At 62.4% G+C, this 16,839-nt stretch carries 9 protein-coding genes; 5 read left to right on the top strand and 4 right to left on the bottom strand.

Features of this window, described 5'->3' with window-relative positions; all coding sequences use genetic code 11:
- The first annotated feature begins 600 nt into the window (after window positions 1-600).
- A complete protein-coding gene (locus FGA82_RS30235; RefSeq protein ID WP_141129927.1) occupies window positions 601-768 on the top strand; it encodes a metallothionein in 168 nt (55 codons plus the stop codon).
- Between the two features lie 23 nt (window positions 769-791).
- On the opposite strand, the gene FGA82_RS30230 is transcribed toward FGA82_RS30235, so the two are convergent.
- Together FGA82_RS30230 and FGA82_RS30225 are read right to left on the bottom strand one after the other, a co-directional pair.
- A complete protein-coding gene (locus FGA82_RS30230) occupies window positions 792-1,064 on the bottom strand; it encodes a hypothetical protein (RefSeq protein ID WP_141129926.1) in 273 nt (90 codons plus the stop codon).
- 39 nt (window positions 1,065-1,103) lie between these two features.
- Entirely contained in the window at window positions 1,104-1,331 is a 228-nt protein-coding gene (locus tag FGA82_RS30225) for a DUF6555 family protein (protein ID WP_008081484.1), read from the bottom strand.
- 136 nt (window positions 1,332-1,467) lie between these two features.
- Here FGA82_RS30225 and FGA82_RS30220 point away from each other — a divergent pair, with 136 nt between their 5' ends.
- The 3 genes from FGA82_RS30220 to FGA82_RS30205 all read left to right on the top strand — a co-directional run bounded on the left by FGA82_RS30220 (window position 1,468) and on the right by FGA82_RS30205 (window position 3,632).
- Window positions 1,468-2,250 (top strand): AraC family transcriptional regulator, encoded by a 783-nt coding sequence (locus FGA82_RS30220; RefSeq protein ID WP_141129925.1) that lies wholly within the window; start codon window positions 1,468-1,470, stop codon window positions 2,248-2,250.
- Between the two features lie 221 nt (window positions 2,251-2,471).
- Window positions 2,472-2,645, top strand: coding sequence for a DUF1427 family protein (locus FGA82_RS30210; RefSeq protein WP_007969534.1), 174 nt, complete (start codon window positions 2,472-2,474; stop codon window positions 2,643-2,645).
- A gap of 30 nt (window positions 2,646-2,675) precedes the next feature.
- The gene (locus FGA82_RS30205) at window positions 2,676-3,632 is read left to right on the top strand and encodes a quinone oxidoreductase family protein (RefSeq protein ID WP_141129924.1); all 957 of its coding nucleotides are present in this window, start codon (window positions 2,676-2,678) and stop codon (window positions 3,630-3,632) included.
- Between the two features lie 122 nt (window positions 3,633-3,754).
- Here the strand turns inward: FGA82_RS30205 and FGA82_RS30195 are convergent, their stop codons facing one another.
- Window positions 3,755-4,777: a purine-nucleoside phosphorylase gene (locus FGA82_RS30195; protein WP_141129923.1), complete on the bottom strand. Its 1,023-nt coding sequence runs from the start codon at window positions 4,775-4,777 to the stop codon at window positions 3,755-3,757.
- A gap of 15 nt (window positions 4,778-4,792) precedes the next feature.
- Window positions 4,793-5,752: a nucleoside-specific channel-forming protein Tsx gene (locus FGA82_RS30190; protein ID WP_141129922.1), complete on the bottom strand. Its 960-nt coding sequence runs from the start codon at window positions 5,750-5,752 to the stop codon at window positions 4,793-4,795.
- A gap of 512 nt (window positions 5,753-6,264) precedes the next feature.
- Between FGA82_RS30190 and FGA82_RS30185 the strand changes: the two genes are divergently transcribed.
- Complete coding sequence (locus tag FGA82_RS30185) at window positions 6,265-16,788, top strand: autotransporter-associated beta strand repeat-containing protein (protein WP_141129921.1); 10,524 nt, start codon at window positions 6,265-6,267, stop codon at window positions 16,786-16,788.
- Window positions 16,789-16,839 lie beyond the last annotated feature (51 nt).

Below are 16,839 nucleotides of genomic sequence, written 5' to 3'. Positions count from 1 at the left end.
CCGTTCCTGGAGGGTGAGGCGCCGATTTGTTTGCTTTTTAGAGTCTGAGTTCGACTCGGTATTTCACGTCGGCGTACCTCTCCCAAACACCGCGGTCAGTCCCCTCTCCCTACGGGCGGTCCGACGTTTCGGGAGGGCTAGGGTGAGGGGCTCTTGATCTGGCTTGTGATCCTGCTTTTGATCTTGCTTCGGCTTTTGATCTTTTGCCCCTTCGGCAGGCCGAGCGAAGGTGTTCATCCGGGGGTAGGCGCGCAGCGCCGTGCGGCGTAGCCGCATACATCGAGAGGAGGTGCAGCGAAGCAAACCGTAGGCGATGCCCCCGGATGGACACCGTAGCGAGGGAACACTGAGCCTCAGCGAAGTGCCGTACGCCGGGGCAAAGCCTTTTGGGTTACCTTTTCGGCGTTTGGAAAAGGTGACTCGCTGTAAGAGCGAAACCGCCAGCGGCAACACCCGCAGCAACGGATATGCCCCCAAACCCAAACCCAAACCCCCAATCCCAAACAAAATCAAAAGATCGCAGCCTGCGGCAGCTCCTACACTGGTTATCAAGGCTTGCCCATCAAGCCTCAGACAACCACCACCCAAGGAGTCTGCCCCATGCCCGATAGAAAATGCGACTGTCCCGGATGCAAGTGCATAATCAAGGAAGGCGACCATGCTTACGCCGTCCACGGCAAACACTATTGCTGTGAAGCCTGCGCACACCACCACAAGAGTGGCGAGGAATGCTCAAGCAAAGGCTGCCACTGCGCGCATCCCAAATAACAGCACCCATAAAAAAGTGGAGCCTAATCAGGCTCCACTTCCAGTTTCAGGCTCTCATCATCCAGCCGCTCAGTAAGCCGCACCGTGCCTTGCAGCCGCCGGCCTTCCACCCTGACCACGACGGTTTTCGCCTGGTCGAGGTCTTCCGGCAGCGGTGCCGGCACCCGCAGTGCAAAGCGATACGGATCATCCTCGACCGCCTCCAGCCCAACGCGGCAGTCCACGCTTTTGGTGATCCGCCCGAACAGCGTATCAAGGCCGTAGTCCAGATGCGCCGGGCTGCTGATGTTGCTCATTGTGCATTCCCCCGAATGATGTCGATCGCCAGGCAGAGCTTAGCTGGTCGGTCGCCACACGACGTTTTCCACGCCGAATTTTTCCGCCATCGGTTTGCTGGTCTTCTGCACCTTCTCACGGCCAAAACGAGGGATGCGGCCGACCCCGGCGTCGCAGCTCGCCCAGTGCCACGCCTCGGCATTGTCCATCTTGTCCGAGCGGATAATGAACGACTTGGGCGTGCCGTGAAGGGTGTATTCGATGACATAGAGTTTTGCGTTGTTCATAAAGCCCGTATTCCTCCCTGTGGTAATAGAGGGATCACGGCGCACCGGGAAAATTCACTCGGATTGTCCGACGGTATCTATCGTTGGCGACGCCGTGGCGCACTGGTTACCATGGGTTTTCCACCAAGCCCAATGAATGCTCGCCATGGCCCTCGCCGCACCGCCCGATCTCAGTGATACCGATGTGCCCGTGCAACCGCTGGCGCGTACCTATCCGCGTGGCTTGTTTATCGAGCCGCACGAGCATGTCTGGGGCCAATTGCTGTATGCGATGAGCGGGGTGATGTGGGTCGAGACGCCGCACGAAGCGCTGGTGGTGCCGCCGCAGCGGGCGGTGTGGTTGCCGCCGGGTGTGCCGCACGGGATTCGGGTGGTGTCGGATCTGCAGATGCGCAATATCTACCTGCGCCCGGCGTTGGCGGCGACGCTGGATCGGACGGTGCAGGTGATCGAGGTCGGCGGTTTGCTGCGCGAGTTGATTGTCGGGCTGGTGGAGCAGGGCGACAGTGGTGATCCGGCGTATTACGAGGCACTGGTCGGGTTGGCGTTGCTGGAGCTGAAACGCGCAAGGCGTTCGCAGTTGAAAATCCCGATGCCGGACGACTCCGATCGGCGCTTGATGAATCTGTGTCAAGCGGTGATGGCGGCGCCGTCGCTGGAGATTTCATTCGAGCAGCACGCGGAAAATGCCGGGGCCAGCGTGCGCACGCTGGCGCGGTTGTTCAAGGACAGCCTCGGCATGGGCTTCGCCGAATGGCGGCGGCAGGTGCAACTGGCGACGGCGGTGGCGGAGTTGATTCAGGGCGTGGCGGTGAGTGTGATTGCCCGGGAGCTCGGCTATTCACCCAGTAGCTTCAGTGACATGTTCCGCCGCGAACTGGGCGTCGCCCCCTCGCAATTCATGACTCACAGCGGATGATCAGACTGGCATTAGACCTGTAGGAGTGAGCCTGCTCGCGATAGCGGTGTGTCTGTTGATGCATCGGTGACTGACAGACTGCTATCGCGAGCAGGCTCACTCCTACAGTGGATTGTGTTGGCTCCAAAGGTTTGTCCGAAATTCAGAAGTCCTTGGCCGATGCCATCCCCGCCGGTTCCCTAAACTCTGCCCATTCCCTTCAAACGGCGGAGTTCCTCCCCATGAACTACCTGATTTCGCTGGCCATCGGTCTGGGCGTCGGCCTGTTGTACGGCGCGCTGGATTTCCGTTCTCCCGCGCCACCGGCCATCGCGCTGGTCGGCTTGCTCGGCATGCTGGCCGGTGAGCAGTTGTGGCCGATGGGCCGGCAGCTGGTCGCGGGTTGGTTGTCCTGAATTTCCTCTTTTCCTTCGGTGGATGTCCCCATGAAAGCACTGCAATTCGATAAAACCGGCGACCTGTCTTCCCTGCATTACGTCGAGGTGCCGACCCCGGTACCCGGCGCTGACGAAGTGCTGGTGCAGATCAAGGCTGCCGGCCTGAATCCCAGCGATGTGAAAAACGTCCTCGGCCGTTTTCCCTACACCACGCTGCCACGAATTCCCGGTCGGGATTTCGCCGGTGTCGTCGTCGACGGTCCGCAGGCGTTGATCGGTGAGGAAGTCTGGGGCACTGGCCGTGAGCTGGGCTTTTTCGCCGATGGCTCCCACGCCGAGTTCGTCAAACTGCCGGCCAATGGTGTGGCGCATAAACCCTTGCACCTGAGTTTCACCCAGGCGGCCAGCCTCGGCGTGCCGTACACCACGGCATGGGATGCTTTGGCGCGCAGTCTGGTAACGGCCGAAACCCGTTTGCTGGTAATCGGCGGCGGTGCGGTGGCCACGGCGGCATTGGCCCTGGCGAAAGTGCGTGGCGCGCAGTTGCTGGCAGCGGCGCGCCGTCCGGAGCAAGTGGCGGACTTGCAGGCGCAGGGTTATCAGACGATTCAGCTGGATAAGCCCGAGGACCTCGGTGCACAGGTCAGCGCGGTGTATCGCGGCGGCGCCGATGTGATCTTCGACACCACCGGTTTCTGGCTGCCGGCGTCGGTGGCGGCATTGGCCACGTTCGGACGGATCGCGATCATCGCCGCGCCGGTGGACGGCCATGTGCAATTGCCGGCACTGGCGCTGTATCGCAAGGGCGGTTCGGTGGTCGGGATCAATTCATTGTTGTACGGCGTTGAAGCGTGTGCGGCGATGCTGGAGCAGTTCGGGCGGTTCTTTGATGAAGGGTTGTTGCCGTTGCCGCAGGGGTTGGTCGAGGCGCCGTTGGCTGATGGCCTGCAGCGTTATGCGGATGTGAATCAGGGCAGCGGTGACAAGGTCATCCTTATCCCCTGACACACCTCAAAACCTTTGTAGGAGTGAGCCTGCTCGCGATCGCGGTGTGTCAGTCACTCATGATTAAACTGACACACCGCTATCGCGAGCAGGCTCACTCCTACAGTTGATTGGTGTCGGGCTCAGGATTGCGGGACGCCGTTTTCCCAGGCTGACCAGTTTTTCAGGATGTCCTGCACCAGCGGATTACCCGCGCGATAAAGGTTTTCCAGCGCCGGCACAAAGCCTCCCTGATCGGCATACTTGAGTAAGTTGTCCACTTCACTGCCGCCCGGCTCAGGACGGTCGAAGTCGGAACCGGCACGCACCACGGCCAGACGTTGCACGTCGACCAGACCTTCGCGACTGGCACGTAACAGCGCCTCATAGGTCGAGTTGTCTTCCTGCTGCGTCGTGCAGTATTCGCCCTTGTTGTCGGTCAGTAATCTGGTCCAGACCTCGGCCCGTTCGCTCAAGCGCGTGCCGGAAAACCAGGTGTTGCCGGCCAACGTGTCGCAGCGGGTGACCACCGGTGGCTGATTGGCAGGGGCCGACGGATATTTCAGGCGCCACACTGCCGATTCCTTGCTCTCGCTCAACGCAACCTTGTGGCTCAGGGCGAAGGCTTTGTTCTGCAGTTTCGCGTTCAGCTCGAAGACTTCGGTCTTGTAGTCCAGCGGCGGTTTTTCGTTTGGGCCTTTTGTGTTGATACCCAAATAACCGGTCGGCCAGTTCGATGGCGCATCGCGCGAATCGATCTCCCATTGCGTGCCGAATTCCACCAGATAGTGCGCCCATGCAGCGGTGCCGATGGTCCCGTGTTTCGGGCTGATCCCGGCAATGCCGGCGATCAGGAAGTAACTTTTGCGCAGGTCGAATTTCGGCGACAGCGCCAACGCCAATGTCGAAGCGGCCGCGTTGGTCTGGCCCATGCCAGTGGTCAACAGGCACACTTGCTGCGCGTTGCAGCGGATGCTCGGATACTCGGCGGACAGGCCCGGCACGCGGATTTCCTGCTTCAGTTCCAGGCGGTCGATCCAGTGCTGAGCCTCGGGGGCGAACATGGTGATCAGCACGACTTTCGGTTGTATCGGTGCCTCTGCCGCCCACGCGGTAGAGGAGAGCAGGGCCGCGCCGGCCAGGGTCAAACGCATCATTGCTTGCATAGAAAACTCCTCGAATCAGAACTGATAACCGACGCCGGCGTAGTAACCCCAACCATTGGAACGCGCGCGGAAATTGCCGTCGCCAAAATTCAGCTCGCTGCCGTCTTCCCAGTTTCCGCCGTTGTGGAAGTAACGGCCGACCAGGGTGAAGCGCAAGTGGGTGAACGAGTAGAGCAAGACGTTGGTCGCCACCGTCGCGTTGGCCGTGCGCGCGGGGTTGTCCTTGTGGATGTCCGAGCCGAAATCGAAGTTGGTGAAACCGATGTAGGTCAGCGAAGCGCCGTTGCTGAATTTATCGATCGGCACGATGTACTTCAGTTGTGCGCGGTATCCGTCCCAGGAATATTCATTGCTCGCGCCGTAGTTTTCCCACTGATAGCGACCGTACAGGTTGGCCGACAGATTGACCCGCGAATGGGTGTCGATGTCGGTGCCGAAACCACTGTAAAGGGTGTTGGCGCGGTTCTCTTTACGGCTGCCGTGATCGTAGATCCAGTCGAAAGCGACGTACCATTCCTTGAACGGGCCGATGGCCAGACTGCGGCCGGCGAGGTAGTCGATGGAGATGCGCGGTTCGTGCTCCATGAACACCGGCGAACCGTGGTCCCACACGCCTTTGTCGTGGCTGTTGCCGATATTGAAGATCTTTGGAATGTCGATGTAACCGTACAGTTCGAACGGGCCTTTGCGGCCGAAGTACTCGTATTCCAGATAGATGTCGTCGGCCGGCTGCGGGCCGAAACTGATGTCTTTGCTGCCGATCAGCATCAGGTCCTGGTTGTACCAGTCCGACAGGTAGGCGCCTTTTTTTGGCGGGCTGGCTTCGGGGCTGAGCGCCTCGCCCTGAGCGGATTCTTCTTTGCTTGCCGGTTGCGCCAACGCGCTATGGCTGAGAAGTCCGGTAACGCCGGTCAGTAGCAAGGAAACAGCAAACGTGCACGAGAAAGGTGCGCGAACAGGGCATGCGATGGGCATTCAAAATCCTTTTTTGCAGATCAAGGCCCGTGTTCCGTGGGCTTGTACGGTTTTGTTACGAAAACGTTGGTATTGCCGTTACGCAAACGTTTGCACAAGGCGTACCAAAACCTTCAATGGGCTGAAAAATATGTCCTTTTTCAGTATTTCCTGATGAATCGGTCAGGCTCGGGTTTGCAGACCCTACAGTTCCCTGTGGGAGCGAGCTTGCTCGCGAAGGCGGGGTATCAGAAAAGTATCCGCAAGCTGACACAACGCATTCGCGAGCAAGCTCGCTCCCACAGTTTTTAACCTCTTCACAGTCAATGACTGCGGGCTGAAACGCTGATTCCAGACCCCTCTAGTATTAAAGTATTAACACCATTTAATCCGTGCCCCATTGCCGGGCGTCTACTAGCTTTGTCCCCAGTTAAGCGGTTTTGTGATGACCGTCGCAGTCTTGATTCGCGTGTGGAATAAGCACGGCTCTGCGCGCCCTCAAGGAAGAAATTGGCCACGACAAGGAGTAGCCCGTGGAAGCAAGGTTTGGTGTCGCCCTCGTTTCGCGCTTTTCCCCTCTTTCCCTTGCTGTGCACTTGAGCGTCGCCGGGCTGCTGTTCGGCGGCATCAGCGCACCTGCGTTGGCCACGTGCTCCACGGCCGGTTCAATCGTGACGTGTACGGGAGTGCCACCACTGCCACTGGTTCCCAACGACTTTGCCAGTGCCTCTAACAACCTGACGGTCAACGTCAACAGCGGCGCGCAGATGAACGCGACCCTTGGCGGGCATGTCATGGACCTGACGGGGGTCAACATCACCCTGAACAACTCCGGCATCATCGACCCGGCAGTCCTCGGTCTGGTGTCGGTTTTGAGTGGCGGGGCATTCATCGGCAGCGGCGCTACCAGCACGGTCAGCGTGCTCAACAACGCTGGCGCGATCATGCGGGGCACCGGGATGTTACTGGGGCTGAACCTGACGAGCATCGACGGCCTGGCCCTTTCGGTTAACAACGCGGCAACCGGCACCACCAGCATCACCAACAACGGCACCATCACCTCGACAGGACTCTCGATCGGCGGCATCACGTTGGCCGATACCCCGGTGATCGGCGTCTACGGTGGTTCGCAGGTCAACATGACCAACAGCAACACCGGCGTCATCAACGGCCGAATCGCATTCGAAACGTCGTCGGCGGGCAACACCTTCACCAACGCCGGTGCGATTACCGGCGGTGTGTCGATGGGCGCGGCGAGCACCAACACCTTCACTGCGGTGACCGGCTCCAGCGTCAACGTCGGTGACGGTGTACAGATCAGCGTCGGCCTCGGCGGTCTGGTCAATATCAACCTGACCTTCGCGCCAACCGGCACGGTCGATGGCGGCGCGGGCGGCACCAACAGTCTGATCCTGCAAAACCCGGCCGGCGTCGGCGGCGGTATCACCGGGACTGGCACGGCCTCGAGCGCCACCTACGTCAACTTCAACAACCTGACCCTCAACAGTGGCACCTGGACCTTGCAGGGGCCATTGGTCAGCGGCGCGACTACGCTCAACGGCGGTATCGCGAATTTCAACAACAACGCCACCTTCGGCAGCGGCGTGCTCACGTCCAACGGCGGGATTCTGCAGGCCAGTAATGCCGGGTTGAACATCAGCAATCTGATCTCCCTCGGCGCTGGCGGCGTCACGGTGCAAGGCACCAACGCCACCACGCTGAGCGGGGTGATTTCCGGCAGCGGCGGTTTCACCAAGGCCGGTACCGGCCAGCTTAATCTCAGCGCCGCCAATACCTATCTGGGCAATACCACGCTCAATGGCGGCACGGTGCAGGTGGGCAACAATCAGGCGTTCAGCACCGGCACGCTCAATGTGACCGGCGCGACGACCCTGAGCGCACCGGGCACGATCAGCCTGGCCAACGCCATCAACCTCGGCGGCACATTGACCGCCGGCGGCACCGGCGCGCTGACCCTCGGCGGTTTGATCAGCGGCAGCAGTGGTCTGACTAAAACCGGCAGCGGCAGCCTGACCGTCAGTGGCGCCAACAGCGGTTTCACCGGCACCACCACCCTAAGCGCCGGCAGCCTGCTGGTGACCAACAACAACTCGCTGGGCAGTGGTGCGCTGAATACCGCCGCCGGCACCAGTCTGGACAGCACCGCCAACGTCACTCTTGCCAATAACATCGGCATGACCGGTGCGCTCAACGTGCTCGGCAGCAATGCCCTGACGCTCGGCGGCGTACTGTCCGGCACCGGCGGCATCACCAAATCCGGCAGTGCCAGCCTGACCTTGACCGGCAACAACACCAACAGCGGCAACACGCTGCTCAACGCCGGCAGCCTGTTCGTCGGCAGCAACACCGCGCTGGGCACGGGTGCACTGAATACCGCCGCCGGGACCACGCTGGATGCGACGGCGGCAGTGACCTTGGCCAATGCCGTCGCAGTGACCGGGGCGCTGACCTTTGGCGGCACGCAAGCATTGGGCCTGAGTGGCGTCGTCAGCGGCGCTGGCAACCTGATCAAAAACGGCACGGCGAACCTGAGTCTCAGCGGCAACAACACCTTCTCCGGCGGTACTGCGCTCAACGCCGGCACCCTGATTGTCGGTTCCAACACCGCGCTGGGCACCGGTGCACTGACCACGGCGGCGGGCACTACGCTCGATGCCAGCACCGCCGTTGCGCTGACCAACGCGGTCTCACTCGGCGGCAACTTGAACGTCGGCGGCAGTGCCAACCTGACCCTCGGCGGCATCGTCAGCGGCAGTGGCGGGCTGACCAAAAACGGCGCGGCCAATCTGATCCTCAATGGCGCGAACACCTTCCTCGGTGCGGTCGCGTTGAACGCGGGCACGATCACCGCGGGCGCCAACGCGGCGCTCGGCAGCGGCAACATCACTGTCGGCGGCGTGGCCACCCTCGACAGCAATGCGGCGGTGACCCTCAACAACGCGGTCATTCTCAACAACAGCCTGGGCATTGGCGGCAGCAACGCGCTGACCCTCGGCGGGGTGATCAGCGGCACCAGCCAACTGGTGAAAAACGGCGCCGCGAATCTGACTCTTAACGGCACCAATACCTACAGCGGTGGTACCACGCTGAATGCCGGCAGCCTGACCGTCGGCAACGGCGCGGCACTGGGCAGCGGCGCCTTGTCGGTGGAAGGTGCGGGCACGCTCAACAGCAGCTCGGCCGTGACCCTGAACAACAACGTGATTCTCAACGCCAACCTCACCGCTGGCGGCGCCAACGCGCTGACCCTTGGCGGGGTGATCAGTGGCAGCAACGGCTTGATCAAGACCGGCGCGTCGAGCCTGACCCTCAACGGCAACAACACCTACACCGGCACCACCGCGCTGAATGCCGGTTCACTGATTGTCGGCTCCAGCACCGCCCTCGGTACCGGCACACTGAACGCCTCGAACGGCACCACACTCGATGCCAGCACCGCCGCGACTCTTGCCAATAACGTCAACCTCGCCGGCAATCTGACCCTGGGCGGCAGCAATGCGCTGACCCTCGGCGGCGTGGTCGCCGGTATCGGTGGGCTGACCAAGAACGGCGCTGCCAACCTGACCCTCAACGGCGCCAACACGTATTTTGGCAACACCGCGCTGAACACCGGCAAACTGACCGTCGGCAGCAACACTGCACTGGGTTCCGGTGCGTTGAACGCGGCCGCCAACACCACGCTGGACGCCAACACGGCCGTCAGCCTGAACAATGCTGTGGCACTCGCCGGTGCCTTGAACATCGGCGGCACGGCGAACATGACCCTGACCGGTCTGGTCAGCGGCGCCGGCAGTCTGGTAAAAAACGGCGCGGCCAATCTGATTCTCAACGCCGCAAACAACTACCTCGGCGGCACCACGCTGAACGCCGGCACACTGACCGTCGGCAACAGTTCGGCATTGGGTTCCGGTGCACTGACCGTCGCTGGCGCCGCAACGCTGGACAGCAATTCGCCGCTGGTCAGCCTCAATAATGCGGTCGCCCTGAATGCCGCGTTGACAGTGGGCGGCACGCAGAATCTGACCCTTGGCGGCGTCACCAGCGGCACCGGCCAGTTGATCAAGAACGGCGCTGCCAATCTCACCCTCAATGGCAACAACTCCTTCAGCGGCGGCACCACGCTCAATGCCGGTACGCTCACCTTGGGCAATGCCAACGGTCTGGGCAGTGGGGGATTGATTGTCGGCGGTGCGGCGACGCTGGATAACAGCGCCTCGTTCGGCATCGGCAACGCAATCACCTTGAACGCCGGGCTGACCGTCGCCGGCAACAACGATTTGAGCTTGAACGGCGTCATTGATGGTGCTGGCAACCTGACCAAAAACGGTTTGTCGGACCTGACCCTCGCGGGCAATAACACCTTCACCGGTGCGCTGAACATCGTGTCCGGCAGCGTCACTACGCTCAACACCAATGCGCTGGGCAACACCTCCGGCGTCAACATCAGCGCCGGCGCCGGGCTCAATCTGGGCAGCAACGCCAGCCTCGGTGCGCTGACCGGCAGCGGCAGTGTGCAACTGACCGGCAGCAACCTGCTGACCGTCGGCAGCGGCAACGTCACCAGCACGTTCGACGGTGACCTCAGCGGCAGCGGCGGCCTGATCAAAGTCGGCACCGGCACCTTGAACCTCACCGGGATCAACGGCATCACCGGCAACACTGCGATCAACGGCGGTACCGTCGACCTCAGCGGTTCGCTGGCCAGTGCACAGGTCAACGTCAACACCGGCGGTACCCTCACCGGCACCGGTTCGGCGATCGGTTCGGTGAACATCAACAGTGGCGGCCATCTGGCGTTGTCGTCGGGCAATCAACTGTCCGCCAGTGCGTTGACTCTCGCTGCCGGCAGCAACGTCGATGTGGCACTGGGCACGCCGTCGACCACTTCGCTGATGAACGTTGGCGGCAACCTCACCCTCGACGGCAATCTCAACGTCACCGATGCCGGCGGTTTTGGCGTCGGCGTGTATCGTCTGTTCAACTACACCGGCGCCCTGACCAATCTCGGTCTGGACGTCGCCAGCGTGCCGGTCGGCTACGGCCTCGGGGATCTGCTGGTGCAAACCGGGGTGGCCAATCAGATCAACATTCAAGTCTCCGCGCCGAACAGCAACATCCGTTACTGGGACGGCAGCCAGACCATCGCCAACGGCGTGGTCGATGGCGGCAGCGGCACGTGGAATGCGGTCGGTACCAACTGGACCGACGCCAACGGTCTGGTCAACCAACCTTGGGCCGGCGACTTCGCGGTGTTCCAGGGCACTGCCGGCACGGTGACGGTGAACGGCACGCAAGCGTTCACCGGCATGCAATTCCTCACCGATGGCTACAACGTGGTCAACGGCGCGGCGGGGCAACTCACAGCGGTCAACGGAACCGGCGGCACTACTTCGTTGCGCGTTGATCCGGGCGTGACGGCGACCATCAATGCCAATATCGATGGCAGCGGCATCCTCAATAAACTCGACGCCGGCACGCTGGTGCTCGGTGGTGCCAACACTTATACCGGCGGCACGCAACTGGACGGCGGCAAGATCATCGTCGGCAGCAACACCGCACTCGGCACCGGAACGTTGACGGCGAATGCCGGCACGCAGCTGGACAGTAATGCGGCGGTGACACTGGTCAACGCCGCGACGCTCAACGGCAACCTCACCGTGGTCGGCAGCAATGCGCTGACCCTCAACGGCGTGATTGGCGGCACCGGTGGCCTGATCAAAAACGGCGCGGCGAACCTGACCCTCGGCGGCAACAACGCCTTCCTCGGGCCGGTGGCGCTGAACGCCGGCGGATTGATTCTGGCGTCGAACTCGGCGCTCGGCTCCGGCACGTTGAACGCGGCGGGCGGCACCACGCTGGATGCCAGCACCGCGGTTGCGCTGAACAACGCGGTCAACCTTGCGGGCAATCTCGGCATCGTCGGCACGGCGGATCTGACTCTGGCCGGCACGGTCAATGGCGCCGGCAGCCTGAGCAAAAACGGCGCCGCCAACCTGACCCTCAGCGGCAACAACAACTTCTTGGGTGGCACCACCCTGAACGCCGGCACCCTGACCGCCGGTAGCAACTCGGCGCTGGGCCTGGGCAACCTGACGGTGGCGGGCGCCTCGGCGCTGGACAGTAACAGTGCGCTGAGTCTGGGCAACAACGTCGTGCTCAACGCCAATCTGAGCAACACCGGCAGCAACAACCTGACCCTCGCGGGCGTTGTCAGCGGCGCGGGCGGCTTGATCAAGAACGGCGCGTCGAACCTGACGCTTAACGGCATCAATACTTACTCCGGCGGCACCACACTGAATGCCGGTACGCTGACCCTTGGCACTGGTGGCTCTCTGGGCAGTGGCGCGCTGACCGTAGCGGGGGCTTCGACCCTCGATAACACCGCGCCACTGGTGCTGGCCAACAACCTCAACGTCAATGCCAATCTGGCCCTGGCCGGCAACAACAACCTGACCCTCGGCGGCATCGTTGCCGGCGCCGGCACATTGACCAAGAACGGTCTGTCCGACGTGACGTTGAGCGGCAGCAACACTTTCAGCGGCACGTTCGATGTGGCGTCCGGCAGCCTGACCACGTTGAGTAGCGGGGCGCTGGGCAACAACGCCACGGTCAATCTCGCAGGCGGCGCGGCGCTGAATCTCGGCGCATCGGGCAGCCTTGCCAGCCTCACTGGCAGCGGCACGGCGCTGATCGGCACGGGCAATACACTGAGCCTGGGTGGCAACAATGTCAGCAGCACCTTCGCCGGCATCCTCAGTGGCGACGGCGGGCTGAGCAAACTCGGCAGCGGCACCCTGACCCTCAGTGGCATCAGCGACCTGACGGGCGACACCAACGTCAACGCCGGCACCCTGCAGGTCAACGGTTCGCTGGCCAGCGGCAATGTGCTGGTCAACAACGGCGGCACCCTCGGTGGCAGCGGCACCCTGACCGGCGCCGTAACGGTGGCCGATGGCGGTCATCTGGCGGGCGTCACCGGCAGTACGCTGAGCGTCAGTTCGCTAGTGTTCAACGGCAATTCCAACTTCGACGTCGGCCTCGGCACACCGGTGTCCGGTGGCGGCAATGCGCTGGTGAATGTTGGCGGTAACCTGACCCTCGACGGCACCCTCAACGTCAGCGACATCGGTGGGTTCGGCAGCGGCGTCTATCGCCTGATCAACTACACCGGTGGCCTGACCGACAACGGCATGTTGATCGGCTCGGTGCCGGGCAGCGTGACGCCGGGCGATCTGACCCTGCAAACCGCACTGGCCAATCAGATCAACCTGCTGGTCACCGCCCCGGGCGTCACCGTGCAGTTCTGGGACGGCAACCAACTGGTGGCCAACGGTTCGGTCGAAGGCGGCAGCGGCACCTGGGGCACCGGCACCACCAACTGGACCGACGTCAACGGCACCACCAATCAGGCCTGGACCAACAACTTCGCGGTGTTCCAGGGCGCGCCCGGCACGGTCACCGTCAATGGCGCGCAAACCATCACTGGCATGCAGTTCGTCACCGATGGCTACAGCCTGGTGAATGGCACGGCGGGCTCGCTGAATCTGGTCAACGGTTCGCTGGGCAATGCCACGGTGCGGGTTGACCCGAACGCCACGGCAACCATCGGCGTCGCGCTTAACGGCAGCGGCACACTGGGCAAATACGACAGCGGTACGCTGGTGCTCAACGCGGCCAACGGCTACACCGGTGGCACGGCGCTGAACGGCGGCAAGATCGTGGTCGGTAACAACGCGGCGCTCGGCACTGGCGTGTTGACTGCTGCTGACGGTACAGCGCTGGACAGCAACGCGGCCGTCAGTCTGAGCAACGACGTGGTCGTCAACGGTGGTTTGACCGTTGCCGGTTCCAACGCCTTGACTCTCGGCGGCGTGGTCAGCGGCAGCGGCAGCCTGATCAAGGCCGGCGCTTCAAGCCTGACCCTCAATGGCACCAACACTTACACCGGAGGTACTCAACTCGCCGGCGGTACGCTGATCCTCGGCAACAACAGTGCACTCAGCAGCGCTGCGCTCAACGTGACCGGTGACGGCACGCTCGATAGCACCTCGGCGCTGCAACTGGCCAACGCCATCAACCTTGGCGCGCAACTGACCCTCGCCGGCAACCAGAACACCACGCTGATCGGTGCGGTGACCGGCACCGGCAGTCTGCTGAAAAACGGTAGCGGCGATCTCGTCCTCAGTGGCGCCAACACCTACAGCGGCGGCACCACCCTGAACGGCGGCACGACGCGCGGTGACACCAGCAGCCTGCAAGGTGCGATCGTCAACAACGCGACGCTGAACTTCGAACAAAACGCCGATGGCAGTTACACCGGCAATCTCACTGGCGCCGGTACGCTGAACAAAACCGGTACCGGTCAATTGCTCCTGACCGGCAACAACACCTTCACCGGCAACACCTCGGTGCAGGCCGGTAACCTGATCGTCAACGGAGTGCTCAACAGCGCCAATGTCGACGTTGCCAGCGGTGCCGGCATCGGCGGTGGCGGCCAGTTTGGTGGTGCTGTGCAACTGGCCAGCGGTGCGACGCTGCTGGGTGGCGGTACGGCAACGCCGTTGTCAGTCGGTTCGCTGGCACTGTCGTCGGGGACCAATCTGGACTTCAGCCTCGGCTCGGCGGCCAGTTCGACCACCGTGGTCAACGTCGCCGGCAACCTGACCCTCGACGGTACGTTGAACATCAGCAACGCCGGCGGCTTCGGCACCGGGGTTTATCAACTGTTCAGCTATGGCGGCAGCCTGACCGACAACGGTCTGGTGTATGGCAGCCTGCCGGTGTCGGCGGCCAATCTGACCCTGCAAACCGCCATCGCCAACCAGATCAACATGCTGGTGCAAGGCACGCCGGGTGAGGTGCAGTTCTGGAACGGTGGCACCACCAATCCGGACGGCAGCATCGGTGGCGGCAGCGGCGTGTGGGGGCCAGGCACCAACTGGACCGATCCGAGCGGTACTCAGGCCTTGGCGTCAAATGGTCAGTTCGCGGTGTTCGGTGGTCAGGCGGGTACTGTGACCGTGCAGGGCAATCAGAACTTCACCGGTCTGCAATTCCTCTCCGGCGGCTACAGCCTGGTTCCTGGGGCTGGCGGTACGCTGACGCCGGTCAATGGCGCCGACGGCAGCCTCGCGCCAGTGCGGGTGAATGCCGGTGGGAGTGCGGAAATTTCCACGCCACTGGTGGGCACTGGCGGGATCGAAAAACTCGATTCCGGCACGCTGGTGCTCAGTGGCGCCAACACCTACAGCGGTGGCACCACGGTCAGCGGCGGTACGCTGGTCGGTAACACCACCAGCCTGCAGGGCAACATCCTTAACAACGCATCGCTGCTCTTCGTGCAGAACTTCAACGGTCAGTTCAATGGATCGCTGCGCGGGCTTGGCGCGATGCTCAAACGCGGCACCGGCACCTTGCTGTTGACCGGTGATAATCCGTTCAGCGGCACGGTCGCGGTCGATCAAGGCGTGCTGCAAGTCGGCAGCCGTGCGGCGCGGGCTTCGCTGGGCGGGCAAGTCACCGTGGCCAACGGCGCCGGCCTGAGTGGTAATGGCAGTGTCGGCTCGGTGGTCAACCATGGCGTTGTCGCCTCGGGTTCTGAAGCGGGCACCCTTAGCGTTGCGGGTAACCTGACCAACGCCAGCGACGGTGTGCTGGCGCTGACGGTCAGTTCGCCAACCGCAACGCCACTGGCAGTTGCTGGCACGGCGACCCTGGATGGTGGTCTGCAAGTGAACTCGCTGGCACCGTTCACCGGCAATACCACGTACTCGCTGATTACTGCGGGCGGTGGCGTGAATGGCACCTTCAGCGCTGCGGACCTGCCGCAATACGCGTTCCTTAATACTGCACTGGTGTATGACGCCAACGCGGTGAACCTGGTGGTCAGCCGCAATGGCAGTTCGTTCGCCGATGTCGCCGCCACCGGCAACCAGTTCAGGACCGCCACCGCGCTGTCGAACAACGGTCCGGCGGGTGCGGCGTTGCAGAACGAAATCGTCAACCTCAGTGTTGCCGGTGCGCGTAATGCCTTCGACAGTCTGTCCGGTGAAATCCACGCCAGCACGGCCAGCGCCATCCTTGAGGATTCGCGCTACGTGCGTGACGCGGTTAACGATCGGATGCGCCAACCGTCGTGCAGTGCGGCGGATGATCCACGCCGTGCCCTGGCGCCAAGTGACAATCAACTGAGCAGCAACGGTTGCCATGGCGAAATGGTCGGATGGGCGCGGGCACTCGGCGCGTGGGGCGAGTCGGATGGCGACAGCAACGCGGCGAAACTTGACCGCAACCTCAGCGGCTTCATGCTCGGCACCGACAAGCAACTCGATGACCAGTGGCGCGTGGGCATGGCCGCCGGTTACACCCGCAGCGACCTCGATGCGCATGATCGTCGCTCGGATGCTACTGTCGAAAGCTACCACTTGGCGGCGTACCTTAACTCGCAGTTCGATGCCTTGGCGGTGCGCCTCGGCGCGGCTTACAGCTGGCACGACATCGAAACCAAGCGCAACGTCAGCGTCGGCAGCTACAACGATCGTCTGAAAGCCAACTACGATGCGCGCAGCGCGCAGGTGTTCGGTGAAGTCGGTTACGCCATTGACGCAGGCGGCATTGCCCTCGAGCCGTTCGCAGGGCTCGCCTACGTCAACTACGACACCGACAAGGCCAAGGAAAAAGGTGGAGTAGGGCGCCTGGAGGCCGATGCCGATCAAGACATCACCTTCTCGACCCTCGGCGTGCGCGCCGGCAAAGTCATCACCCTGGCCAACGGCGGGCAATTCACCCCGCGCGCGGCCATCGGCTGGCGCCATGCCTTCGGTGACACCAAGCCCGATGCTGATCTGACCTTCATCGACGGCGGTGCTTCGTTCAGCACCCAAGGTGTGCCGATCGCCAAGGACAGCGCCATCGTCGAAGCCGGAGTCGACTTCCAGATCAGCCCGACCGGCAAACTCGGCGTCGGCTACTCGGGGCAACTGTCGAACGACAGCAACGACCATGCGATGACCATCAGCTTCAGCCTTGGCTTCTGATTTAGGGTCGAAGCACTTTTAGCCGCCCGTAAGGGCGGTTTTTTTTGCCTT

The organism is Pseudomonas fluorescens (assembly GCF_005938625.1).
Lineage (GTDB): Bacteria > Pseudomonadota > Gammaproteobacteria > Pseudomonadales > Pseudomonadaceae > Aquipseudomonas > Aquipseudomonas fluorescens_BD.
Note: the sequence above shows the minus strand (reverse complement) of the source record. Positions and strands in the feature narration are given on the sequence as shown.